The sequence below is a fragment of the Streptomyces sp. NPDC007929 genome (genome assembly GCF_042959065.1).
Classification (GTDB): domain Bacteria; phylum Actinomycetota; class Actinomycetes; order Streptomycetales; family Streptomycetaceae; genus Streptomyces.
Genome location: NZ_JBIBKD010000003.1, coordinates 433,380 through 456,076, shown reverse-complemented (window position 1 = coordinate 456,076; position 22,697 = coordinate 433,380). Strand labels below are relative to the sequence as shown.

Genomic DNA, 22,697 nt, shown 5'->3' with positions numbered 1-22,697 from the left:
GGCCTGGTGGAGACAGGACCGGCGCCGGCGGAAGGCCTGTGGGCGTGGACGCCCGGCCGTGGCCTGGCCCCTCAGCGGGCGGCGGGTGGGCGGCTGCTCGTCGCGGACTCGTGGCTGCTGCGCGAGGGCCGGGTGCGGGCCTACGCCCGGCACCGGGAGCGGTTCTCGCGGTCCTGCGGCGAGTGCGGCGGGCCGGAGCCGGTCCGGCTCGCCGCGTTCTGGCGGGACGTGACGGCCGCGCTGCCGCGCTCGGGGGTGTGGTTCCCCCGGGTGGAGCTGGCGGCCGGGTCCCTGGAGCTGCGGCTGCTGCTGCGGCCCGCCCCGCCGCTCGGCACGGGGGTGCGGCTGTGGGCGGCCGGCCAGTCCGACCCTCGGAGCGTGCCGCGTCGCAAGGGCCCCGACCTGGACACCCTGGCCCGGGTGCGGCGCCGGGCCGCGGGCGAGGGCGCGGAGGAGGCGGTGCTGATCGCCCCGTCGGGCACGGTCCTGGAGTCGGCGACGGCCGGTGTCCTGTGGTGGGAGGACGACACCCTGTGCCTGCCCCCGTCGCGGCTGCCCGTGCTGCCGAGTGTGACGGCCGGACTGGTGCGGGAGCGGGCGCTGCGCCTCGGGCTTCGGATCGCGCACCGGGAGCGGACCGTGGCCGGGCTGGACGGCCGTGAGGTGTGGCTGGTGAACGCACTGCACGGAATCAGGCCCGTGACGGGCTGGGCCGGACGGCAGCTGCGGGTGCCTGAGGCGGAACGGGCCGGGGAATGGCGGGAATGGCTGGACGGCATGATGGAGCCGCTGCCTGCCGAATGAAAGGGACGAGCGAGGCAGATGGAACGCCGGGCCGAATTCGACCCGGCGCGCATTCCGTTCGCTCTCTTCAGTTTTTCGGGGCCATGCGCGTCGCTGTCGCGATGCGGTTGTAGGCGTTGATGACGGTGGCCGCCCAGATGAGGGCCGCGATCTGGTTCTCGTCGAAGACCTCGGCCGCCCCGGCGTACACGGCGTCCGGGACGCGGCCGTCGTGGATCAGCGTCACCGCCTCGGTCAACTCCAGTGCCGCCCGCTCGCGTTCGGTGAAGAACGGCGTCTCCCGCCAGGCGGCGAGGGTGTGCAGGCGCTGCTCGGTCTCGCCCCGCTCGCGAGCGTCCCTGGTGTGCAGGTCGAGGCAGAACGCGCAGCCGTTGATCTGCGAGGCGCGGATCCTCATCAGTTCCAGCAGTTCCGGTTCGAGTTTCGCTTCCTGGGCCGCGGATACGGCGGCGGCATGCAGGGAGCCCATGGCCGCTGAGACGTCGGGGGTGATTTTCTTCAGGGCGACACGGGACATGGGAGAATTTCCACTCATGGATTGACCATATCCTTCGGCGCCTATTCCGGAGGGCAATTCGCGTAATTATCCGGGCAGGACCGCGCACAGCGCGTCGAGCGCCCCGGACCAGGCGTGGTCGGGGGGTGTGCCGTAGCCGACGACCAGGGCGTCGGGGGGCTCGGCCGGTGCGTCGGGGTTGCTGTAGCGGGCGAGTCCGTGGAGCGCGAGGCCCCGCCAGTGCGCCGCCTGGACGACCGACTGCTCGGTGCCGGGCGGCAGGCGCAGCAGGACGTGCAGACCGGCCGCGATGCCGGTGACGCGGGCTTGTGGGGCCCGGGCGGCGACGGCGGCGACCAGGGCGTCGCGGCGGCGCCGGTAGCGCAGCCGGGTCGCGCGCACGTGCCGGTCGTAGGCGCCGGAAGTGAGGAACTCGGCCAGGGTCAGCTGGTCCAGCGCCCCGCAGGAGTCGACACCGCCCTTCGCCGCCGCCACCTCCTCGGCGAGGCCCGGCGGCAGCACCATCCAGGCCAGCCGCAGTCCGGGCGCGAGGGACTTGCTGGCGGTGCCCAGGTAGACCACCCGGTCGGGGTCCAGGCCCTGGAGCGCGCCGACGGGCTGCCGGTCGTAGCGGAACTCACCGTCGTAGTCGTCCTCCAGCACCAGTCCGCCGGTGCGCCGGGCCCAGTCCACGACGGCCGTACGGCGGTCCCGGTGCAGGGGCACGCCCATGGGGAACTGGTGGGCGGGGGTGAGGAGGACGGCTTCGGCGGCCGCCGCTGCGCCCGGGTCGGTGCCGAGCCGGTCGAAGGGCAGCGGGGTGGTGCGCAGTCCGGACGCGGCCAGCACCCTCCCGTGCGCGTCGAGGCCGTACGACTCGACCGCGACCGTGCGTGCCCCGCGCGCCCGCAGGACCGTGCCGAGCAGCCGCAGGCCGTGCGCGAACCCGGCGCACACCACGATCCGTTCGGGGTCGGCGCGTACGCCCCGGGCCCGGGAGAGGTATCCGGCGAGCGCCGCCCGCAGCTCGGGGCGGCCTCGCGGGTCGCCGTAGTCCAGGGCCTGGTACGGAGCGGCCGTCAGGGCGCGGCGGGCGGCCTTGAGCCACTCCGCGCGCGGGAAGGACGCGAGGTCCGGGCTGCCGGGGCGCAGATCGTAGGCCGGGCGGGTGAGGGCACGGGGAGGGGACGCCGTGCCGGACGGCGGGACGACCTCCCGCTCCGCGACCCGGGTGCCCGAGCCCTGCCGGGCGGTGAGCCAGCCCTCGGCGACGAGGTCGGCGTAGGCGTCGGCGACGGTGTTGCGGGCGATGCCCAGGTCGGCGGCGAGCGCGCGGGAGGAGGGCAGCCGGGTGCCCGGGGCCAGCCGGCCGGAGCGCACGGCCTCGCGCAGGGCGTCCGTCAGGCCCCGGCGCAGTCCCGGCCCGGTCGGCTCCACCAGCAGGTCGAGCCCCAGAGTGGCCCATGCTTCCGCCATGGAAATGGACCATACTCCTGGGCTGCTTCCCTCCTAGGGTCGAGGCATGACGACACACACCGACACCCCGACGACCGTGGAGTACGCCCCGGAGCGGCCCGCCCGCCTGGAGTGGGCCAAGCACGCGCCCGAGGTCTACAAGGCGATGGTCCGGCTGGAGACCGCAGCCCGTAAGGGCCTCGACCCCACGCTGTACGAGCTGGTGAAGATCCGCGCCTCGCAGATCAACCACTGCGCGTTCTGCCTCGACATGCACACCAAGGACGCCCTGGCGGCCGGTGAGAGCGTCGAGCGGATCGTGCAGCTCGGCGCCTGGGAGGAGTCGCGGCACTTCTACACCGAGAAGGAGATCGCCGCGCTGGAGCTGACCGAGGCCGTCACGGTCCTCACGGACGGATTCGTGCCGGACGAGGTCTACGAGCGGGCCGCCGAGCACTTCGAGGAGGCCGAGCTGGCGCAGGTCATCGCCGCGATCACGGTGATCAACGCCTGGAACCGGTTCGGGGTGACCTGCCGGATGGCGCCGGGGCACTACGAGCCCGGCCAGTACAAGTGACGGTCCGGACCCGGCTGCTGGATCCCGCGGTCGGCCGGGCCATGTCGGCCGTCAGCGCCACGGCGAAGCAGGGCCTCGGCGACCCGGCCCTCGCCGAACTGGTCGTCATCCGCGCCTCGCAGCTCAACCACTGCGCGTTCTGCCTCGACATGCATCTGACGCTCGCCCGCGAGTACGGGGTGAGTGAGCGGCAGCTCGATCTGCTGGCCGCGTGGGCGGAGGCGGAGGACGTCTTCGACGAGCGGGAACGGGCCGCGCTGGCGCTGACCGAGGCCGTCACGGTCCTCACGGCCGGGTTCGTGCCGGACGACGTGTACGAGCGGGCCGCCGAGCACTTCGACGAGACGCGGCTGGCCCATCTGATCGGGCTGGTCGTCGCCATCAACAACTGGAACCGGGTGATGGTCGCCCGCCGGATCCCGCCTGGGGGGAACACGCCGTGAGCAAAGTGGAGGCTTTCCGCGCGCTGCATCATCACCGGGCGCCCGGCGACCCGCTGGTCCTGCCCGGACCGTGGGACGCGGCCAGCGCGCGGGTGTTCACGGAGGCCGGGTTCCCCGCGCTCGCCACACCCAGCGCCGGGGTCGCCGCCTCACTCGGGTACGAGGACGGGCAGGTCCCGGCCGACGAGATGTTCGCGGCGGTCGCCCGGATCGTCCGGGCCGTCGACGTGCCCGTGTCGGCGGACGTGGAGGGCGGTTACGGGCTCGCGCCGAAGGACCTCGTGGAGCGGCTGCTGGAGGTGGGGGTGGTCGGCTGCAACCTGGAGGACTCGGCGGACGGGGTGCTGAAGGACCCCCGCGCGCACGCCGCCTGGCTGGCCGAGGTGCGCGAGGCGGCCGGCGACCGGCTGTTCGTGAACGCGCGCGTGGACACCTTCGCCTGTGGGATCGGCGACCCCGGCCCGGCGATCGAGCGGGCCGCGCTGTACGTCGCCGCCGGGGCCGACTGCGTGTATCCGATCGGGGCCCCGCCGGAGATCCTGCCGCTGCTGCGGGCCGGGATCCAGGGGCCGGTCAACGTGGGGGCCCCGGCCGACGGTGGCCCCTCACCCGCCGAACTCGGCGCGCTCGGGGCCACCCGGATCACCTTCGGGCCCGGACTCCAGCGACGGGCCGCCCAGGCCCTGCGGGAGATCGCCGGCCGGCTGGCGCGGTGAACGTCAGGACAGCCACGCCTTCCACGTGGACTCGTGGCTGTCCACCCACTTCTTCGCCGCGTCCTCGGGCGTCATCTTCTGGTCGGCGATCATCAGGGAGACCTCGTTCTGGTCCTCGGTCGTCCACTTGAACTTCTTCAGGAAGGCAGCCGCCTTGCCGCCGTTCTTCGCGAAGTCCGCGTTGAGGTACTTCTGCAGCGGGGTGTGCGGATAGGCGCAGGCGACCTTCTCCGGGTCGGCGTCGCAGCCCTCCTTGTACTCCGGCAGCTTCACCTCGGTCATCGGGACCTTCTCGAAGAGCCACTGCGGGGAGTACCAGTAGGTGAGGAAGGGCTTCTTCTCCTTGGCGAACTGTTTCATCTGCGTGATCTGCGCCGCCTCGGACCCGGCGAACACCACCTGGTAGTCCAGCTTCAGGTTCTTCACCAGCGCTTTGTCGTTGGTGACGTAGGACGGCGAGCCGTCCATCAGCTGGCCCTTGCTGCCGCTCTCCGGGGTGCGGAACTGGTCGGCGTACTTGTTGAGGTTCTTCCAGTTCGTGACGTCCGGGTGCTTCTTGGCGAAGTACGTCGGGACGAACCAGCCGATGTGGCCGGTGACGCCGAGGTCGCCGCCGGGCGCGATCGTCTTCTTGTCCTTGACGTAGCGCTGTTCCTGCTCGGGGTGGCCCCAGTCCTCCAGGAGCGCGTCGACGCGGCCCTGGCTCAGGGCGTCCCAGGCGGGCACCTCGTCGACCTGGACGGTGTCGACGCGGTAGCCCAGCTCGTGCTCCAGGATGTACTGGGCGACGGCCACGTTGGACTGGGCGCCCACCCAGGACTGCACGGACAGGGTCACGGTCTTGGCGCCCTGCGCATTGGCGAACGGCGACGCCTGCTTGGTCATGTCGGCGGCGCCGCAGCCGGTGAGCAGCGCCAGGGAGCTCACCGCGGCGACGGCGGCAGTGGTACGGACGCGCATGTCACGCTCCCTTCTTCGCACGGCGTTCGGTGGGCTGCGTCACCCGGTCGAGCATCAGGCCGAGGCAGACGATCGCCCCGCCGGCCACCAGACCGGTCGCCAGGTCGCCCTGGGCCAGGCCGAAGACGACGTCGTAGCCGAGGGCGCCACCGCCGACCAGACCGCCGATGACGACGACGGCGAGGACCAGGACGAGGCCCTGGTTGACGGCGAGCAGCAGCGCCGGTCGGGCCAGCGGGAGCTGGACCTGCCGCAGCTGCTGCCAGCTGGTCGCGCCGAGCGAACTGGAGGACTCCAGGGCGGCCGGGTCGACCTGGCGCAGGCCCTGGGTGGTGATCCGGACGACGGCCGGCAGCGCGTAGACGATCGCGGCGGCCACGGCCGGGGCGCGGCCGACGCCGAACAGGGCGACGACCGGGATCAGGTACACGAACTGCGGCATCGTCTGGAACACGTCCAGGACCGGGCGCAGCGCCCGCTCCAGACGGTCGCTGCGGGCCGCGGCGATCCCCACGGCGAAGCCGACGACCAGGGTGACGGCGACGGCCGCGAGGACCTGGGAGAGGGTGTCCAGGGACGGCTTCCAGACGCCGAGGACGCCGATCGCGGCCATGGCGAGGACGGCGGTGAGCGCGGTGCGCCAGGTGCCGATGACCCAGGCCAGGGCGGCGACGATCAGCAGGACCGCCCACCAGGGCAGCCACTGGAGGCCGTCGCGCATCGGGTCGAGGACCCAGGTGGTGAAGTGGCCGGCCCAGTCGGCGGTGCCGCCGACGACGGGGACGCCCGAGTACAGGTGCGCGGTCATCCAGTCGACGGCGCGGTTGACGGGCTCGGCGATGCCGACGACCCAGGAGTCGGGCCAGTCGAGGCGGCCCGCGAGCCGCCCGGCGACCGCCACGGCGACGACACCGGCGAGCGCGTAGAGCCAGCCGCGCCCGCTGTGCGGCTCGGGTTCGGCGCCGAGCTTCTCCCCCGCCGCGCCGGTGACGCGGTCGAGGACGACGGCCAGCAGCACGATCGGGATACCGGCGGCGAGCGCGGCACCGACGTCGACGGAGGCCAGGGCCTGGTAGACGCGGTCACCGAGACCGCCCGCGCCGATGACGGCGGCGATGACGGCCATGGACAGCGCCATCATGATCGTCTGGTTGAGTCCGAGGAGGAGTTCCTTGCGGGCCAGCGGGATCCGGGCCGTCAGCAGGCGCTGGCGTGCCGTGGAGCCGAGCGACTCGACGGCCTCCAGCACCTCCTTGTCGGCGCCGCGGAGCCCGAGCGAGGTGAGGCGGGCCATGGGCGGGGCGGCGTAGACGACGGTGGCCAGTACGGCCGCCGGGACGCCGATGCCGAAGACCAGCACGACCGGCAGGAGGTAGGCGAAGGCGGGCAGTACCTGCATGGTGTCCAGGACCGGCCGCAGCACGCGGTCCATCCGGTCGGACAGTCCGGCGGCGAGACCCAGCAGCACGCCCACCACGGCCGAGGCGAGGACCGCGACGACCATCAGGGCGAGCGTCTGCATGGTCGGCACCCACATGCCGAGCAGCCCGCAGGCGAGGAAGGCGGCGCCGGTGCCCAGGGCCAGTCTCACGCCCGCCACGCGCCAGGCGACCAGCGCGCCCAGCGCCGTGACGCCGGCCCAGCCGACGGCCAGCAGGGTGAGGTAGACGGCGCGTACGGCGATGACGACGACATTGCTGACGTGGCCGAAGAAGTACAGGAACAGCGGGTGGCTGTCGCGGTTGTCGATGATCCAGTCGCTGGTCCTGGCGAGCGGCTCGGAGAGGTCGACGGTCAGCGCGCTCGGCCAGGTGCCGCTCGCCCAGCGGGCGTTGGCCAGCGGCACGAGGATCGCGGCGGCGAGGGCGAGCAGCAGCAGCTTGTGGACGGCCCGGTGCCTGAGGAGGCCGGGCAGGCCGACGCGGGGCGGGTTCGCGGTGATGGTCGCCATCAGACCGCCTCCTTGGGCTGCTCCGTGCCGGGCGGAGCGGGCCGCTCCGTGCCGGCGACGACGGCGAGGAGCGTGTCGGAGTCGACCACGCCCACGCACCGGCCCTCGTCCATGACCCGGGCCGGAGCGCCGGCGCGGGCGACCGCCTCGATCGCCTCGGACACCGTCGCGTCGGGGCGCACGGCCGGTCCACTGCCGTCCTGGTCGCCCGACGGGCGGCGCATGGCCGTACGGACGGTCATGACCTGCTCGCGTGGGACGTCGCGGACGAACTCGCGGACGTAGTCGTCGGCGGGCGAGCCGACGATCTCCTCGGGCGTGCCGAGCTGCACGACCCGGCCGTCGCGCATCAGGGCGATGCGGTCACCCAGCTTGAGGGCCTCCTGGAGGTCGTGCGTGATGAAGACCATCGTGCGTCCCTCCTCGTGGTGGAGCCGGATCACCTCCTCCTGCATCTCGCGCCGGATGAGCGGGTCGAGCGCGCTGAACGGCTCGTCGAAGAGGAGGACCTCGGGGTCGACGGCGAGCGCCCGGGCCAGGCCCACGCGTTGCCGCTGGCCGCCGGAGAGCTGGCTGGGGCGGCGGTGCTCCATACCTTCGAGGCCGACCTTGGCGACGACCTCGGCGGCCCGCTCGCGCCGCTCGGCCTTGCCCATGCCCTGGATCTCCAGGCCGTAGGCGACGTTGTCGAGGACGGTGCGGTGCGGCAGCAGGCCGAAGTGCTGGAAGACCATCGCGGCGCGGTGGCGGCGCAGTTCGCGCAGCCGGGCGCGGTCCATGGCGCGGACGTCCTCGCCGTCGATGGCGATGGTCCCGGCCGTCGGCTCGATGAGCCGGGTCAGACAGCGCACCAGCGTGGACTTGCCGGAGCCGGACAGGCCCATGACGACGAAGACCTCGCCCTTGCGCACATCGAAGCTGACGTCGCGGACGGCGGCCGTGCAGCCGGTGCGGGAGCGCAGCTCGGCGGAGTCGAGGGCGGTGAGCTCGGGGTCGCCGGGAACGCGCTCGGCCTTGGGGCCGAACACCTTCCACAGGCCCTCCACCGAGAAGACGGGGGTGGTGTCCGTGGCCATGGTCTGCTCCGTGGGGGGTTCGAGGGTCGCGGTCACTTCACACCACCACCGATCAGCTCGGCGGCCTTCTCCCCGACCATGAGCACTCCGATCATCGGGTTGACGGTGGTCATGGTGGGGAACACGGAGGCGTCGGCGATCCGGATGCCCTCCAGGCCGCGGATGCGCAGCTCGGGGTCGACGACCGCGAGCCCGTCGTCCGCGGCGCCCATCTTGCAGGTGCCGGCGGGGTGGTAGACGGTGTGCGCGACCTTGCGCGCGTACTCACTGAGCTCCTCGTCACCGGTGACGTCCGGGCCGGGGGCGACCTCGCGCTTGAGCCAGCCGGCCAGCGGCTCGGTCCTGGCTATCTCGCGGGCGATCTTGATGCCGTCGACGAGGGTCTTGCCGTCGTAGTCGTCCTCGTCGGTGAAGTAGCGGAAGTCCAGGGCGGGCTTGACCTCGGGGTCGGCGCTGGTCAGGTAGAGCCGGCCGCGGCTCTTGGGCTTGGGGATGTTCGGGGTCATCGAGACGCCGAACTCCGGCCGCTGGTAGCCCAGTCGCTCCGGGTTGTCCGTGAACGGGATCTGGTAGAAGTGGAACATCAGGTCGGGGTGCGGCTGTTCGGGGTCGCGGCGCACGAACAGGCCCGCGTCGGAGTCCATCGCGGAGTTCTCCGGGAGGGGGCCGTTGGTCTCCCAGACGATGACCGACTCGGGGTGGTCGAGCAGGTTCTCGCCGACGCCCGGCAGGTCGTGCGTGACGGGGATGCCGAGCTTCTCCAGGTCGGCCTTGGGGCCGATGCCGGAGTGCATCAACAGCCGGGGCGAGTCGACGGCGCCGGCACAGAGCAGGACCTCTCCCCGGGCCTTGACGAGGATCTCCTCGCCGTCCTTGGTGCGCACGTGCACGCCCTCGGCGCGGTTGCCGTCGAGCTGGAGCTTGTACGCCCAGGTCTCCAGCATGATCGTCAGGTTGGGCCGCTCGTCCATCACCGGGTGCAGGTACGCCACCGACGCGGAGGAGCGCTTGTTGTTCTCGGGGTGGTAGGCAAGGTCGAAGAAGCCGACACCCTCGGTGAACGGCTTCTTGTTGAAGCCCTCCACACGCGGCACGCCCAGGGCTTCCTGGGCCGCGTCGACGAAGTCGCGGGCGATGGCGTTCCGGTCCTTCTCGTCGACCGGGACGATGTTGTTGTTGAGCCGGGCGAAGTACGCCTCCATCTGCACCGCGCCCCAGCCCTTGGCGCCCGCGGCCTCCCACTCGTCCCAGTCCGCCGGCAGCGGCTTGAAGGCGATCAGGGTGTTGTGCGAGGAACAGCCGCCCAGCACGCGGGCCCGGCTGTGCCGGATGTGCGAGTTTCCGCGTGGCTGCTCGGTGGTGGGGTAGTCGTAGTCGAGCTCGCCGCCCAGCAGGCCCATCCAGCGGCGCAGGGTCAGCACGTCGTCACGGCCGACGTCGCTGGGGCCGCCCTCGATGACGGCGACGGTGACGTCGGGGTTCTCGGTCAAACGGGAGGCGATCACGGAACCAGCGGTTCCGCCGCCTATCACGACGTAGTCGTACTCATGGCTGGTGTGGGACATGGCGTACTTGCTCCAGTGGGGATGAAGTGAACGGGCTGGGGGCGGGCGGTACGTCAGCGCGGGGTGGGTAAGGGGATCGGCCCGGGTCTGGGGGTGGCCCGGGTTGGCGGTCGGGTGGTGCCTGGCGGGGTGGGCGGGCTGGCGGGGTTGGCGGCCTCGCGGGGTTGGCGGACCGGGGCGGGTTGGCGTCCCCTTCGGATCGGCGTCCCCTTCGGATCGGCGTCCCCTTCGGATCGGCGTCCCCTTCGGATCGGCGTCCCCTTCGGATCGGCGTCCCCTTCGGGTCGGCGGCCCGGTGCGGGTTGGTGGCCCGGTGCGGGGCGGCGGTCCCGGCCGGAGTCGGCGTCTCCTCCGGGGCGGCGGCCCCTCGGAGGTCGGCGGCCCGGTGGGAATCGCCTGTCTCTCAGGAATCGCCCGGCCCCTCAGGGGTCGCTTCCCCTTGAAGCCCGGCATCGCCTGCCGACGGCCCGGCGAGGGCGGGGGTCAGCCCGCGAACCAGCGCACCGGCTTCGGTGCGAGGTTCTGGTAGACGTGCTTGGTCTCCCGGTACTCGGCGAGGCCCGCGGGGCCCAGTTCACGCCCCACTCCGCTCTTGCCGAAACCGCCCCACTCCGCCTGCGGCAGGTAGGGGTGGAAGTCGTTGATCCAGATCGTGCCGTGGCGCAGCCGGCCGGCCACCCGGCGGGCGCGCCCCGCGTCGGCGGTCCAGACGCCGCCCGCGAGACCGTACTCGGTGTCGTTGGCGAGGGCGACGGCCTCGTCCTCGGTGCGGAAGGTCTCGACGGTGACGACCGGCCCGAAGACCTCCTCCCGTACGACACGCATCTCGCGGTGGCAGTGGTCGAGGACGGTCGGCTCGTAGAAGTAGCCGTTCTCCGGGCGCTGCGCGGACGGCTCGGGGCGCTTGCCGCCGGAGCGCAGCACCGCACCCTCCTTGAGGGCGGACTCGACGTACATCTCGACCTTGGCGCGCTGCTGCTCGGAGACGAGCGGCCCGCACTCGACGCCGTCCTCGGTGCCGCGGCCGAGGCGGATCTTCTCGGCGCGCCGGGCGAGTTCGGTGACGAAGCGGTCCCGGATGGACTCCTCGACGATGAGGCGGGCACCGGCCGAGCAGACCTGGCCGCTGTGGATGAAGGCGGCGTTGAGGGCCTGGTCGACGGCGGTGTCGAAGCCCTCCTCGGTGGCGCAGGCGTCGGCGAAGACGACGTTGGGGTTCTTGCCGCCGAGTTCGAGGGCGACCTTCTTGACGGTGGGCGCGGCGGCCTGGGCGACCTTGGTGCCGCTGACCAGGCCGCCGGTGAAGGACACCAGGTCGACGTCGGGGTGCTCGGCCAGGCGGGCGCCAACGGAATGGCCGGGCCCGGTGACGATGTTGGCGACCCCGGCGGGCAGCCCTGCCTCGACGAGCAGGTCGATGACCGCGATCGTCGTCATCGGCGTGATCTCGCTCGGCTTGATGACGAAGGTGTTGCCGGCGGCGAGGGCGGGGGCGATCTTCCAGCTGGCCTGGAGCAGGGGGTAGTTCCAGGGCGTGATCATCGCGCAGACGCCGATGGGCTCGTGCACGACGACGCTGTGGATGTCGGTCGAGCCCGCGTCCACGACCCGGCCGGGGGCCTCGCCCGCGACCAGGTCGGCGAAGTAGCGGAAGGCGTCGGCGACACAGTCGATGTCGACACGGCCCTCCTCGACGGTCTTGCCCGCGTCCTGGGCCTCCAGACGGCCCAGCTTCTCCCGGTCACGCACGAGGAGGTCGGCCACGCGGCGCAGCAGCGCGGCCCGATCGGCGACGGGCGTGTGTGGCCACGGGCCCTCGTCGAAGGCGCGCCGGGCGGCGGCTATCGCCAGATCCGTGTCCTTCTCGTCGCCCTCCGCGACCACGGCGAAGGGCAGCGCGTCCGCGGGGTCGAGGATCTCGCGCGTGGCCCCGGAGGTGGCCGCTCGCCACTCTCCTCCCGCATGGATGGTTTCACGCGCCTGAAGTTCGGTACTTACCGCCATGATCGCTCTTCGCCTTCCGTTCCTGATCAGCGCCCCTGTGTCACATACGTGTCACTAAGGGACCGAGTTCGCCTGCCCTGCTGCTCGGGATGCATGCGTGTCCGTGACCGAAAGTGGGCTGTGTCACGGGAGATGCGGACAAACGGAACGATTAGGACAACGCGAAGGCCCCGCACCGGAGAACCGGTGCGGGGCCTTCGCGGGAGACCCGGAGGGGATCCGATCAGATGAGGCCGAGGCCGCGGACCGCCTCGCGCTCCTCCTCGAGCTCCTTGACGGAGGCGTCGATACGGGCGCGGGAGAACTCGTTGATCTCCAGGCCCTGGACGATCTCGTACGAGCCGTCCTTGGTGGTGACGGGGAAGGAGGAGATGAGCCCCTCCGGCACGCCGTACGAACCGTCGGACGGGATGCCCATGGAGACCCAGTCGCCGTCGGCGGTGCCGTTGACCCAGCTGTAGACGTGGTCGATGGCGGCGTTGGCGGCGGACGCGGCCGACGAGGCGCCACGGGCCTCGATGATGGCGGCGCCGCGCTTGGCGACGGTCGGGATGAAGTCGTCGGCCAGCCACTTCTCGTCGTTGACGACCTCGGCGGCGTTCTTGCCGGCGATGGTGGCGTGGAAGATGTCGGGGTACTGGGTGGCGGAGTGGTTGCCCCAGATGGTCAGGCGCTTGATGTCGGCGACCGTCGAGCCCGTCTTCTTCGCGAGCTGGGTCAGCGCGCGGTTGTGGTCGAGGCGGGTCATCGCGGTGAAGCGCTCGGCCGGTACGTCCGGGGCGGCGGCCTGCGCGATGAGCGCGTTGGTGTTCGCCGGGTTGCCCACGACCAGGATCTTGACGTCGTCCGCGGCGTGGTCGTTGATGGCCTTGCCCTGCGGCTTGAAGATGCCGCCGTTGGCCTCCAGCAGGTCACCGCGCTCCATGCCCTTGGTGCGGGGGCGGGCGCCGACGAGCAGACCGACGTTGGTGCCGTCGAAGGCGACGTTCGGGTCGTCGGTGATGTCGATGCCCTGGAGGAGCGGGAACGCGCAGTCGTCCAGCTCCATGGCCGTGCCCTCGGCCGCCTTCAGGGCCGGCGTGATCTCCAGCAGGCGCAGCTTCACCGGCACGTCCGCGCCGAGCAGCTGACCGGAGGCGATGCGGAAGAGCAGGGCGTAACCGATCTGGCCGGCCGCGCCGGTGACGGTGACGTTCACGGGAGTGCGGGTCATGGCGTTCTCCGTATGACAGCTGGCGGTGGGGCGGGGTCCCTGCCCCGGACGTTTGATCGATCTCTTGGCGTCAAGAGATCCATCCAGCGGTCAGGCTATCGCGCATCCGGGATCCCGGACGTCCGGGTCGGTGTGGCCCGGCCCACAACCCCGTCCCCCACACAAGAGACGGCCGCCCGTCCGGGAGAGGAGGACGAAGGCGGCCGCCTGAGGGATACCGACCATGCCGGACTCCCGTGGGGGTACGTCTCGCGTGCCCCCGATCCCCCCGGGCAGTCCTCCCGTTCGGAATTTTCTTCGCGGGGGCCGGGAAGCGCGCGGGCGACCGACGGGGCCGGGCCGTCCGCGGGTAGAGCCCCCGGCAACGGGCAGGCCGTGCCATCTACCGCAGCTCCCCGGCGACCGGCGGACCATGCCATCTTCCACAGCTCTCCGGCAACAGGCGGGCCAAGCCGCCCACCTGCGCAGCCGCCCCGCAACCGGCGGGGTGGAAGCCGCCCTGTCGACGGAACCACCCAACGACCGCCCGACGACCAGCCGACGCAGCCGCGGACCGGCGGAACAGCCCAGCAACCACTCGGCGCAGCCCGTTGACCGACCGACACAGCCCTCACCCCAGCGAAGCCGCCCGCCCTACCGACCGACACAGCCCTCACCCCAGCGGGACCGCCCGCCCTACCGGCCGACACAGCCCTCGGCCCGGCGGGGCCGCTCGCCGCGAAGCCGACGGGGTTAGTCCGTGCAGCCCTTCTGGCCGGCGGCCAACGTCGTGCAGGCCTTGGCGTCCGCGGCGGAGTCGACCGACACCATCGGGGTGTAGGCGATGGCGTCACCGGCCGCGGTGATGCTGCCGGTCTCCTTCGCCTTGCCCGAGCTGATCTGGACCTCGTCGCCCTGGGTCGCCTGGGTGATGCGGCCCCAGGCCGCCTTGCAGGTCTCGCTGTAGCGGACCTCGACGACGGTCGTGCCGACGGTCGCGGTCTGGGCGGTGGTCACCAGGTCACCGCTGCACCCCATGGCCTCCGCGTCCTTGCCGGTGCAGCTGTCGCCGACGCACTTCACGCCGGGCGGCAGCTTCTGGTCGCTGCTGACGGTCGGCGAGGGCGAGGTGGTGCCGCCCTTGGCCTCGTCGTCGCCACCACCCCCGGTGAGGTAGAACGCACCGGCGATCACCACCAGCACACCCACCACCCCCGCGAGGAAGGTCACGGTCCGCTTCTTGCCCGCGGAGCCGGCCCCGGCCCCGGAGGCGGAACCGGCCCGGCGGCTCCCCCCACCACCGACGCCGGCGGCACCGGCGGCACCCGCGCCACCGGCCCGCCCCGGGACGGCGTCCTGGGGCTCGGCATACGGATCCGACCCGAGGCCGGGCGTCCAGCCGGGGCCCTCGGGCGATCCGGCGGAGGCCCCTGACCCCGCACCGGGCCGGGATCCCCGGCCCGTACCGGCTCCCGCCGAGCGCCCCCCGCTCGGCGACGGCCCCTGGTACCCGGCGAGGCCCCACGAGTTGACCTCGGGCTCGGCGGCCCGGCCGCCCTCCCCCCGCAGACCCGCGCCCGTGGAGTCCTGGACCTCCGGCGCCGTCGGCTGCGACGGCACGGTCGGGGCCACACCGGCCGGTCCCGCGATGCCCGGCGTGACCGTGGTGCCGCCGCCGCGGCGGGCGGGCTTGGCACCACCCGCGGAGCCGGCCCGGCCCTCCCCCGCCGAGCCCGCCTTGCCACGGGCCGCGGGGTCGGAGAAGTCCTGCCCGCCGAATTCCCCGAGCGCGGCGCGCGCCTGGGAGATCCGTATGGCCTCCATCGTCATGTCGTGCCGCATCTCCGAGCGGCTCCAGGCGCGCTCGGCGAGCTCCCACATGGTGGTCACGTGCAGCGGATTGGTGCCGGTGACCTCGGCCAGAGCGACGATCGCGCCCTTCGGCGCGAGCAGCCGGCCGTTCAGATATCGCTCCCACGACGTCTTGCTGTAGCCCGTGCGGTCCGCGACCGACGCGATGCTCAGACCGCTGCGGTCCACGAGTCTGCGCAGCTGGCTGGTGAACTCCCTGATCTGTGGATCGAGCTCATCCGGCAAGGCCTTCCAACGAGGCATTGCTCCCCCTCTTCCCCCCGGTCGTGCTGATATTTCTCGCGCTGTTCGCCCCGCGCGCGGCGGCCTTGGCCGAGTCCCCGTGTGGATACCCACAGGGATGCGTCCACTCAGGATCTCAGTTCCCTGACGGGGGGCGCACAGGAGCACGGTGTCCGCGCGCGCTGCACCCTGGACCGTCCTGATTGTCCCTGCCAACCCCGTCGTCGCACCACTTTGTGCGGTATCGGATCCGAACCGGAAGCATGACGTACCGGAACTGTCACTTCCGTGCCACAGCGCTCTGACAGCCGTTGAACAGGCCGTTCGCCGTGCCCGAGGGTGGGTGGTGACGGCGGGCCGTCCTTCCTCGGGGGAGAGGACGGACCGCCGTCCTCGTCACTCGCTGGTGACCGTGAAGTGCAGCGTGTCCTTCAGGAACGGGATCTGCAGCCACGGACTCGGCTGTGCCATCAGCGCCAGCAGCACGATCACGGTGCCCAGCAGGCCGTAGGTGACGATGTCCGTGAAGCGGGAGCGTACGGCCAGCATGCCGACGTCGGGCAGCAGCCAGCGCAGCGCGCCGCCGCCCAGCAGGGCGACGCCGATCAGCAGCGTCCCGATCCGGAACTGGCCGAACGCCGTCACCAGCAGCCCGAGCCCGGCCAGCCCCAGTACGGCGAGGACGGGCCACTGCCGGGCGGGCGCGGGCGCGTCCCCGGGCGCGGCCCGGCCACCACCCTCGGGCCGCGCGGTGTCCTTGGTGAACAGCGGGAAGCGCCGGGTGACCCGCCGCGGCCGGCCTTCGGCGTCGGGCGCGCTGACGGGGTCCCGGACGGTGAGGTCCTCCGGCGACTCGTGCCCCTCGGACGTTCCGTGCCCGCCCGCGGCCCGGTGCTCAGCCGACACTGCGCTCCGCCGCCTCGACCACGTTGACGAGCAGCTGGGCACGGGTCATCGGGCCGACTCCGCCGGGGTTGGGGGAGATCCAGGCGGCGACCTCGGCGACGTCGGGGTGGACGTCGCCCACGATCTTGCCCTCGGCGCTGCGCGAGACGCCGACGTCGAGGACGGCCGCCCCGGGCTTCACGTCCTCGGCCCGGATCAGATGGGCGGAACCGGCCGCGGCCACGATGATGTCCGCGCGCTTGAGGTGCGCCGACAGATCACGCGTGCCGGTGTGGCACTGCGTCACCGTGGCGTTCTCGCTGCGCCGGGTGAGCAGCAGCGGCATCGGCCGGCCGATGGTCACCCCGCGTCCGACGACCACGACCTCGGCGCCCTTGATCTCCACGCCGTAGCGGCGCAGCAGCGTCAGCACGCCGTTCGGGGTGCAGGGCAGCGGGGCGGGCTCGTTGAGGACGAGGCGCCCCAGGTTCATCGGGTGCAGCCCGTCCGCGTCCTTGTCCGGGTCCATCAGTTCCAGGATGCGGTTCTCGTCGATGCCCTTGGGCAGCGGCAGTTGCACGATGTACCCGGTGCAGGCCGGGTCCTCGTTGAGCTCGCGGACGGCCGCCTCGATCTCGTCCTGGGTCGCCGTGGCGGGCAGTTCGCGCTGGATGGAGGCGATGCCCACCTGCGCGCAGTCGCGGTGCTTGCCGGCGACGTACTTCTGGCTGCCGGGGTCGTCCCCGACCAGGATCGTGCCGAGGCCGGGCGTGACGCCCTTCTCCTTCAGCGCCGCCACGCGGGCGGTCAGATCGGACTTGATCGCGGCTGCGGTGGCCTTGCCATCGAGAATCTGGGCGGTCATGGCCCCATCCTCGCGGATGACCCCGCCGTGGTTCCAATCCGCCCGCAATCCGGGCACCGGGGGGTCCGTCCTGCCGTATCCGCCCATGATCAGCGATGTTGCACTTGCACAACACATCGGGAATGCGGCTGGACAAGCTGGTCCGCGGTGAAGAACGATGACCCGACAAGTGCCGCGGGCAGCTCAACGGGGGGACGGTCGCAATACTGAAGGTTTTCCTCCGTGCGGATGTCACGCGTCGTCCCCGCACTCGGACCAACGGAGGAAAGTCCCCCATGAGCTACGGCGACCCGAACAACCCCTACGGCGCCCCCCAGGGGCAGCAGCCGCAGCAGCCGGGCTACGGATACCCGCAGGACCAGGGGCAGGCGCCCGGTTACGGCTACCCGCAGGCCCCTCCGGTCTCCCCCTACGGCGGCCCCGCCGCGCCGACCACCATGCCCGGCTCGGTGGGCGCGGCCCGCGTGATGCTGTGGGTGATCGTCGGTCTGCAGGTCGTGGGCGTGGCCATCTTCGCGTTCGCCGCCGCGGCCCTGAACGCCGCGAAGGACGACGAGTCCCTCAAGGACAACACCGCCTTCCAGGACCTGGTCGGTGACTCGACCGGCGTGATCTGGGGCTACGTGGTCTTCGGTCTGGCCTGGCTGGTGTTCGCGGCCGTCCTGGCGACCAAGTTCAAGAACGGCGGCAACGGCGCCCGGGTCACCATCCTGGTCTTCGCCATCATCACGGCGGTCCTCGGCATCTACCCGTTCGTCATCGTGGGCCTGGTGCACACCGTTCTCGCCATTCTGGTGGCCGTGTTCGTCGGCAACGCGAACGGCAAGGCCTGGTTCAACCGCCCCCGCTACTGAGCGGACACCGAGCGGACCCGGTCGACGACCGGAGCGGTTCACGCCAAACACATCCAAGGGCCGTGTCTCACCCGTACGAGGGGGGCACGGCCCTGGTGCGTCGCCCTACTCTGACGGTGGTAGCTGTTCAGGCACGGGGAGAGCACCTTGTACAGCGTCATCGCGGTACCTCCGCCGACCACGGAGGACGAGCGGAACCCCACCCCCGACAGGCTCGCGCCCGGCGCCCTCCGGTTCGTCGGCGGCCTTCGGATCGTCGACGGCCTCGAACTTGTCGGCGGCCTCCGGTTCGTCGGCGGCCTGCGCCCGGCCGGGCCGGTCCGGTGACCGAGGCGTACGCCGTGCCGGTGCCCAAGGGCTACCGGGTCGGCGACTGGGAGGTGCGCGAGCCCCTCGCGACGGGCGCCTTCGGCAGTGTGTACGCGGCCCGGCGCGTCGGTGACGGCACTCGGCGCGACGGTGACGGGGCCGGGGGTGACGGGGCCGAGGCCGGAGCCGGGGCCGGACTGCCGCCCACGGCCGCGCTGAAGTTCCTGCCCACCGGGACGGCCACGCCCCGCCGGCTGACCCACCTGCGCGAACTGGTCGAGCGGGAGGTCGAGCTGTACCGGCGGCTGCGGCACCCGCGGCTGGTGCGGATGTACCAGACGCTGACGGTCGACGACCCGGGCCGGCCGGAGCTGGACGGCGCGACCGTCCTCGTGCTGGAGAAGGCCGAGGGCTCGCTGTCGGCGCTGCTCGCCGCGACGCCCCGGCCCGCGGCCGGCCCCGCGCTGCTCGCGCAGATCGCCGAGGGCCTCGCCCAGTTGCACGACGCCGGCTGGGTGCACGGCGACCTCAAGCCGGCCAACGTGCTGCTGATGGCGGACGGTTCGGTGCGCCTCGCCGACTTCAACATGGCCGCGGAGCTGGAGGGCACCCACGCCTACACACCGGCCTTCTCCACCCCCGACTACACCCCGCCGGAACTGCTGTGGACCGAGATCGGCGAACGCGGCCGCCGTATCCGCCCGTCCGCCGACATCTGGGCCTTCGGCGTCCTCGCCCACCTCGTGCTGACCGGCTCCTTCCCGCTGCCCGGCGCGACCCCGACCGCCCGGCGCGACGCGGCTACGGCCTACGCCCGCGGGGCCGACGAACTGCGCCTGTCACCGGAACTGCCCGAGGACTGGCGGGAGATCGTGCGCGCCTGCCTGACCCGGACGCACCGGCAGCGCATCGGCGGCGCCGCGCTGCTGCGCCGCGCGACGGCGGCCGCGGGCCCTGACGGCCGCGCCTTCCGCCTGCCCCGACTGCGCGGCGGGCGCCGGATGCGGACCGCCCGCCGCCCGCGCCGCCGGTCTCTCGTCCCGTCCGTCACGGCCGTCGTGGCCGGGGCCACCGGGACCCTGGCCGCCCTCGCCTACGGCATCAGCGTCTGGGTGGGCGCGGGCGGGGCCGGTGGCGGTACCGGGGCCGGGTCCGGCGCCTCCGCGAACGTCTCCGCCGCGGCGTACGGCGCCTCCGAACTCCGCACCGACCGGGGCGTTCCGCCCGCCTACCGGCTGCTGATCGTCGAGACGGCGCACGACTGCGACCAGAAGGAGGTCACGCCGGTCCTGATCGCCGCCATGCTGAAGGTGGAGAGCGACTTCGATCCGGACCTCGCCGACCCCGGCAACGACGAGTACGGCATCGCCCGTTGGACCCCGCGCGTCCTGCGCTGGTGGATGCACGAGGACGGCACCCCCGGCGAGACGGTCCCCGAACCGCCCTTCCCACCCGCCGAGTCCATCCCGGCGATGGGCCGCTACCTGTGCTGGATCGCCCCACGCCTCCACCAGGACCTGCCGGGCGACCGCCAGGTCCTGATCGCCTCCGCGTACCGCACGTCGTACCGCACGGTGAACGCGACGAAGGGTGTGCCCGAGGATGTGCGCACCTACGCCGGACGCGTCGCCCACTTCCTGGAGGAGTACGCGCCCGACGCCCACAAGTGACCTCGCGGGCAAGGACATTGCCCTGTCGCCGCGCATGGACGGACCCACCGAGCGAGGCATGGGGACATGCTCATGCATGAGACTCGCCAGCGGTGCCCTGCTCGTCGCCGCCGGCGCCCTGGCCCCCGCCCTCCTGCTCACCACTCCGGCCTTCGCCGCCGGGCGTCAAGCGCGAAGCCAACAAGACCCTCGACACCAACACCCCCGCAGCCCTGCGCGCCTTCCTGGAGACCGGGCGGTACGAGGTCGCCGCCTGACGTTCGCCCAAGACTCTCACCGGGTCCCGCGACGCGGCCTCCGGGTCCCCCACGGGAGGGCCGGAAGCCGCGACGCGCCATGCTGTCTCAAAGCTTCGCTGCCGCACTCAGGCCCCGCTTACCCTTTCTCATGTTGAACGTTGAACTGGGGATCTTGAGGGGGACGGGTCCATGTACAGCGTCATCGTCGTGCCGCCCGACAGCGGCAGAGTGGACGACCAGCTGCGGATCGCCACCGGGGAGCGGCTGTCGTTCGGCCGGGCCGTGCCGGACGGCGGACTGACCATCAGCCACGACGGGGTCTCCCGGGTCGCCGGGGAGATCACCGCCCACCGGTCCTTCTGGCTGCTGAGCAACCTCAGCGAGCACCAGACCTATGTGGTGGACAACCCCGAGGGCGCCGGAGAGCATCTCAAGATCCCACCGGGCCGACTGGAGGCGCCGGTGCCGTTCGAGTTCGCGCGGGTGGTCCTGCCCGCCGCGGGTGACCTGCTCAGCTTCGACGTCTGGGCGCCACGACACGCCTTCCGCAGCGCCGACCGCCAGGGCATGCCCGGCACCATCACGGCGCCGGCGTTCGCCCTGGACCACACCAGCAGGTACTTCGCGGTGCTGGCCGCGCTGTGCGAGCCCCGGCTGCGCGGCGCGCCGCACGCGCCGCTGCCCGCGGTGGAGCAGCTGGTGGAGCGGTTACGGGGCGTCTGGCCGACGGTCAGCCGGTCCGCCGTGTACTGGAACATCGACTACCTCGCGCTCAAACTCCGGTTGCGCCCCGGCCCCGACACCGCCACGCCCGGCAGGCGGGTCAACGGCAAGAAGGAGTCCCTGGTCTCCCTCGCGCTCCGCTTCGACCTGGTTCGCGAGGACGACCTGACCGTGCTCGCGGAGCCCGTCGCCGTCGTCGCCGAGACGCTGCGCGACGTTCCGGAGGTCGGCCGGTACCAAGTGGACGCCTAGGTCGTGTCCGGACGGGGAGGGGACAGATCCGTGAACAGCATGTCCGGACAGCAGCCGCACGCGGTGCCCGTACCTCAGGGCTACCGCGTGGGCCAGTGGGAGGTGCGGGAGGCTCTCGGGTCGGGTGCCTTCGCGACGGTGTACGCGGGCAGGGCAACGGGTGAAGCGGATCCGGCTCTGCCCCGCCGGGTGGCCCTGAAGTTCCTGCCGACCGGCACCCGCACTCCGCGCCAGCTGCGCCATCTGCGTGAACTGGCAGAGCGTGAGGTGGAATTGCTCAAACGGCTGCGCGCGCCCCGCCTCATCCGCATGTACGACACCCTGACCGTCGACGATCCGGACCACCCCGAGCTCGACGGCGCCACCGTCCTCGTCCTAGAGCGCGCCGAGGGCTCGATGGACGCCGTACTGGAACACGACCCGACGCCCGGCTCGGGCCCGGCGTTGCTCGCCCAGGTCTGCGAGGGCCTGCACCAACTGCACCACGCGGGCTGGGTGCACGGCGACCTCAAGCCCGCCAACGTCCTGCTGATGAAGGACGGTTCGGTACGGCTGGCCGACTTCAACCTGGCCGCCGAACTTCAGGGCACACACGCGTACGCGCCCGTCTTCGCCACCCCCGACTACACCCCGCCGGAACTGTTCTGGGCGGAGATCGACGAGCGGGGCACCCGAATCCGCCCCTCTGCCGACATCTGGTCGTTCGGCGTCCTCGCACACGTGGTCCTCACCGGCTTCCACCCCTTGCCGGGCAGCAGCACGGAGGCGCGCACCGACGCGGCGATGCGTTACGCGCGCGGCGCCGAGGAACTGCGCTTGTCCCCCGAACTCCCCGACGAGTGGCGGGAGATCGTGCGCGACTGCCTGGCCCCGAAGCACCGGGATCGCGTCACATTCGACACGGCCACGCTCCTGCGCCGTGTAGAGGAAGCGGCGGGCGTGGCCCGCTCGGCCCGCCTGCCACGCCTGCGGCCCCGCTTCTGGCAACGACACCCTGTACTGGCGTCGGCCCTGGCCACGGTGCTGCTGGCCACGACCGGGACGCTGGGGGCCGCGTATCTGTATGTGAATCAGGACGACGGAGTGCCGGTGTACACGGCCCTGCCCACGGAGTCGGCCGCACGCGGGCCCGACGGCCAACTGGTCTACGGCTACCACCGGTGCCCCGAGGACAGCGTCTGCTTCTTCAGTGAGTACAACGGCAACGGCAAGCTGTGCAGCTGGCGCGGCGACGACGCCGACTGGCACTCGGGCGAGGAGACCTGCACATGGGCGGCCACTGCTCCGGTCCGCTCGATCTTCAACAACGTCGCGGACGAGCGGAAGAACCACGACGTGACGTACTTCCGTGGAACCGACTTCGAGCCCGCCGGCGCCGACCGTCGCCGCATGGCCCAACGCAGCGGCTGCTCGACCGTCAACAGCATGGGCAACGTGGCGGGCAGGGCCGCCCCGCAGTCACACCGGCTGGTGGACAGCTGCTCGACCAAGTCGGTGCTGTGGACGATCCTCTCCCTGTTCGGCTGACGCCCGTACGCCGTCTGAGGCGGCGTACGGGCCCCGTCGG

The 22,697-nt window shown here is 72.3% G+C and carries 21 protein-coding genes; 10 read left to right on the top strand and 11 right to left on the bottom strand.

Annotation, left to right across the window (positions count from 1 at the left end; genetic code table 11):
* Window positions 1-6: 6 nt before the first annotated feature.
* Complete coding sequence (locus ACFZDE_RS11720) at window positions 7-804, top strand: aminotransferase class IV (protein ID WP_390993371.1); 798 nt, start codon at window positions 7-9, stop codon at window positions 802-804.
* A 67-nt stretch (window positions 805-871) separates the two neighbouring features.
* On the opposite strand, the gene ACFZDE_RS11715 is transcribed toward ACFZDE_RS11720, so the two are convergent.
* Together ACFZDE_RS11715 and ACFZDE_RS11710 are read right to left on the bottom strand one after the other, a co-directional pair.
* On the bottom strand, window positions 872-1,339 hold the full coding sequence (locus ACFZDE_RS11715) for a carboxymuconolactone decarboxylase family protein (RefSeq protein ID WP_390993369.1): 468 nt from the start codon (window positions 1,337-1,339) through the stop codon (window positions 872-874).
* A gap of 48 nt (window positions 1,340-1,387) precedes the next feature.
* Entirely contained in the window at window positions 1,388-2,776 is a 1,389-nt protein-coding gene (locus tag ACFZDE_RS11710) for an aminotransferase class I/II-fold pyridoxal phosphate-dependent enzyme (protein WP_391199535.1), read from the bottom strand.
* A gap of 46 nt (window positions 2,777-2,822) precedes the next feature.
* On the opposite strand from ACFZDE_RS11710, the gene ACFZDE_RS11705 reads away from it, so the two are divergent.
* Genes ACFZDE_RS11705 through ACFZDE_RS11695 form a run of 3 tightly spaced genes read left to right on the top strand, consistent with a single transcriptional unit; the run spans window position 2,823 to window position 4,491 of the window.
* On the top strand, window positions 2,823-3,332 hold the full coding sequence (locus ACFZDE_RS11705; protein WP_390993365.1) for a carboxymuconolactone decarboxylase family protein: 510 nt from the start codon (window positions 2,823-2,825) through the stop codon (window positions 3,330-3,332).
* On the top strand, window positions 3,329-3,775 hold the full coding sequence (locus ACFZDE_RS11700; protein ID WP_391199533.1) for a carboxymuconolactone decarboxylase family protein: 447 nt from the start codon (window positions 3,329-3,331) through the stop codon (window positions 3,773-3,775). Before ACFZDE_RS11705 ends, ACFZDE_RS11700 begins: the two co-directional genes overlap by 4 nt.
* Window positions 3,772-4,491 carry an isocitrate lyase/phosphoenolpyruvate mutase family protein gene (locus ACFZDE_RS11695; RefSeq protein WP_391199531.1) on the top strand — a complete coding sequence of 240 codons (720 nt, stop codon included), beginning with the start codon at window positions 3,772-3,774 and terminating at the stop codon, window positions 4,489-4,491. The genes ACFZDE_RS11700 and ACFZDE_RS11695 overlap by 4 nt, the downstream gene beginning before the upstream one ends.
* 3 nt (window positions 4,492-4,494) lie before the next feature.
* Here ACFZDE_RS11695 and ACFZDE_RS11690 read toward each other — a convergent pair whose 3' ends face one another.
* From ACFZDE_RS11690 to ACFZDE_RS11650, 9 genes are all read right to left on the bottom strand, one after another.
* A complete protein-coding gene (locus ACFZDE_RS11690) occupies window positions 4,495-5,451 on the bottom strand; it encodes a glycine betaine ABC transporter substrate-binding protein (RefSeq protein WP_391199529.1) in 957 nt (318 codons plus the stop codon).
* A gap of 1 nt (window position 5,452) precedes the next feature.
* Complete coding sequence (locus ACFZDE_RS11685; RefSeq protein WP_391199528.1) at window positions 5,453-7,402, bottom strand: ABC transporter permease subunit; 1,950 nt, start codon at window positions 7,400-7,402, stop codon at window positions 5,453-5,455.
* A complete protein-coding gene (locus ACFZDE_RS11680; RefSeq protein ID WP_390993937.1) occupies window positions 7,402-8,478 on the bottom strand; it encodes a betaine/proline/choline family ABC transporter ATP-binding protein in 1,077 nt (358 codons plus the stop codon). The genes ACFZDE_RS11685 and ACFZDE_RS11680 overlap by 1 nt, the downstream gene beginning before the upstream one ends.
* A 32-nt stretch (window positions 8,479-8,510) precedes the next feature.
* Complete coding sequence (locus ACFZDE_RS11675) at window positions 8,511-10,043, bottom strand: GMC oxidoreductase (protein ID WP_390993355.1); 1,533 nt, start codon at window positions 10,041-10,043, stop codon at window positions 8,511-8,513.
* Between the two features lie 483 nt (window positions 10,044-10,526).
* Complete coding sequence (locus ACFZDE_RS11670) at window positions 10,527-12,047, bottom strand: aldehyde dehydrogenase family protein (protein ID WP_391199526.1); 1,521 nt, start codon at window positions 12,045-12,047, stop codon at window positions 10,527-10,529.
* 223 nt (window positions 12,048-12,270) lie between these two features.
* The gene (locus tag ACFZDE_RS11665; protein WP_030842061.1) at window positions 12,271-13,260 is read right to left on the bottom strand and encodes a malate dehydrogenase; all 990 of its coding nucleotides are present in this window, start codon (window positions 13,258-13,260) and stop codon (window positions 12,271-12,273) included.
* 732 nt (window positions 13,261-13,992) lie between these two features.
* A complete protein-coding gene (locus ACFZDE_RS11660) occupies window positions 13,993-15,336 on the bottom strand; it encodes a DUF2690 domain-containing protein (RefSeq protein WP_391199524.1) in 1,344 nt (447 codons plus the stop codon).
* A gap of 393 nt (window positions 15,337-15,729) precedes the next feature.
* Window positions 15,730-16,239, bottom strand: coding sequence for a DUF3017 domain-containing protein (locus ACFZDE_RS11655; RefSeq protein WP_390993348.1), 510 nt, complete (start codon window positions 16,237-16,239; stop codon window positions 15,730-15,732).
* Window positions 16,229-17,083, bottom strand: coding sequence for a bifunctional methylenetetrahydrofolate dehydrogenase/methenyltetrahydrofolate cyclohydrolase (locus ACFZDE_RS11650; RefSeq protein ID WP_390993346.1), 855 nt, complete (start codon window positions 17,081-17,083; stop codon window positions 16,229-16,231). The genes ACFZDE_RS11655 and ACFZDE_RS11650 overlap by 11 nt, the downstream gene beginning before the upstream one ends.
* Window positions 17,084-17,358: 275 nt before the next feature.
* Between ACFZDE_RS11650 and ACFZDE_RS11645 the strand changes: the two genes are divergently transcribed.
* The 6 genes from ACFZDE_RS11645 to ACFZDE_RS11620 all read left to right on the top strand — a co-directional run bounded on the left by ACFZDE_RS11645 (window position 17,359) and on the right by ACFZDE_RS11620 (window position 22,657).
* A complete protein-coding gene (locus ACFZDE_RS11645) occupies window positions 17,359-17,937 on the top strand; it encodes a hypothetical protein (RefSeq protein ID WP_390993344.1) in 579 nt (192 codons plus the stop codon).
* A 147-nt stretch (window positions 17,938-18,084) separates the two neighbouring features.
* A complete protein-coding gene (locus ACFZDE_RS11640; protein ID WP_391199523.1) occupies window positions 18,085-18,264 on the top strand; it encodes a hypothetical protein in 180 nt (59 codons plus the stop codon).
* Window positions 18,261-19,916, top strand: coding sequence for a protein kinase (locus ACFZDE_RS11635; protein WP_391199522.1), 1,656 nt, complete (start codon window positions 18,261-18,263; stop codon window positions 19,914-19,916). The genes ACFZDE_RS11640 and ACFZDE_RS11635 overlap by 4 nt, the downstream gene beginning before the upstream one ends.
* A 92-nt stretch (window positions 19,917-20,008) precedes the next feature.
* Window positions 20,009-20,173, top strand: a complete 165-nt coding sequence (locus tag ACFZDE_RS11630; RefSeq protein WP_391199521.1) for an ALF repeat-containing protein — start codon at window positions 20,009-20,011, stop codon at window positions 20,171-20,173.
* A 171-nt stretch (window positions 20,174-20,344) separates the two neighbouring features.
* The gene (locus ACFZDE_RS11625) at window positions 20,345-21,130 is read left to right on the top strand and encodes an FHA domain-containing protein (protein WP_391199520.1); all 786 of its coding nucleotides are present in this window, start codon (window positions 20,345-20,347) and stop codon (window positions 21,128-21,130) included.
* Window positions 21,131-21,169: 39 nt separating this feature from the next.
* Window positions 21,170-22,657: a protein kinase gene (locus ACFZDE_RS11620; RefSeq protein ID WP_391199905.1), complete on the top strand. Its 1,488-nt coding sequence runs from the start codon at window positions 21,170-21,172 to the stop codon at window positions 22,655-22,657.
* The last annotated feature ends 40 nt before the right edge of the window (window positions 22,658-22,697 follow it).

Coding starts and splice junctions, on each gene's coding strand:
- ACFZDE_RS11715 (WP_390993369.1), bottom strand. CDS start 1,339: ATGAGTGGAAATTCTCCCATGTCCCGTGTCGCCCTGAAGAAAATCACC.
- ACFZDE_RS11710 (WP_391199535.1), bottom strand. CDS start 2,776: ATGGCGGAAGCATGGGCCACTCTGGGGCTCGACCTGCTGGTGGAGCCG.
- ACFZDE_RS11705 (WP_390993365.1), top strand. CDS start 2,823: ATGACGACACACACCGACACCCCGACGACCGTGGAGTACGCCCCGGAG.
- ACFZDE_RS11690 (WP_391199529.1), bottom strand. CDS start 5,451: ATGCGCGTCCGTACCACTGCCGCCGTCGCCGCGGTGAGCTCCCTGGCG.
- ACFZDE_RS11685 (WP_391199528.1), bottom strand. CDS start 7,402: ATGGCGACCATCACCGCGAACCCGCCCCGCGTCGGCCTGCCCGGCCTC.
- ACFZDE_RS11680 (WP_390993937.1), bottom strand. CDS start 8,478: ATGGCCACGGACACCACCCCCGTCTTCTCGGTGGAGGGCCTGTGGAAG.
- ACFZDE_RS11675 (WP_390993355.1), bottom strand. CDS start 10,043: ATGTCCCACACCAGCCATGAGTACGACTACGTCGTGATAGGCGGCGGA.
- ACFZDE_RS11670 (WP_391199526.1), bottom strand. CDS start 12,047: ATGGCGGTAAGTACCGAACTTCAGGCGCGTGAAACCATCCATGCGGGA.
- ACFZDE_RS11665 (WP_030842061.1), bottom strand. CDS start 13,260: ATGACCCGCACTCCCGTGAACGTCACCGTCACCGGCGCGGCCGGCCAG.
- ACFZDE_RS11650 (WP_390993346.1), bottom strand. CDS start 17,083: ATGACCGCCCAGATTCTCGATGGCAAGGCCACCGCAGCCGCGATCAAG.
- ACFZDE_RS11645 (WP_390993344.1), top strand. CDS start 17,359: ATGAGCTACGGCGACCCGAACAACCCCTACGGCGCCCCCCAGGGGCAG.
- ACFZDE_RS11625 (WP_391199520.1), top strand. CDS start 20,345: ATGTACAGCGTCATCGTCGTGCCGCCCGACAGCGGCAGAGTGGACGAC.
- ACFZDE_RS11620 (WP_391199905.1), top strand. CDS start 21,170: ATGTCCGGACAGCAGCCGCACGCGGTGCCCGTACCTCAGGGCTACCGC.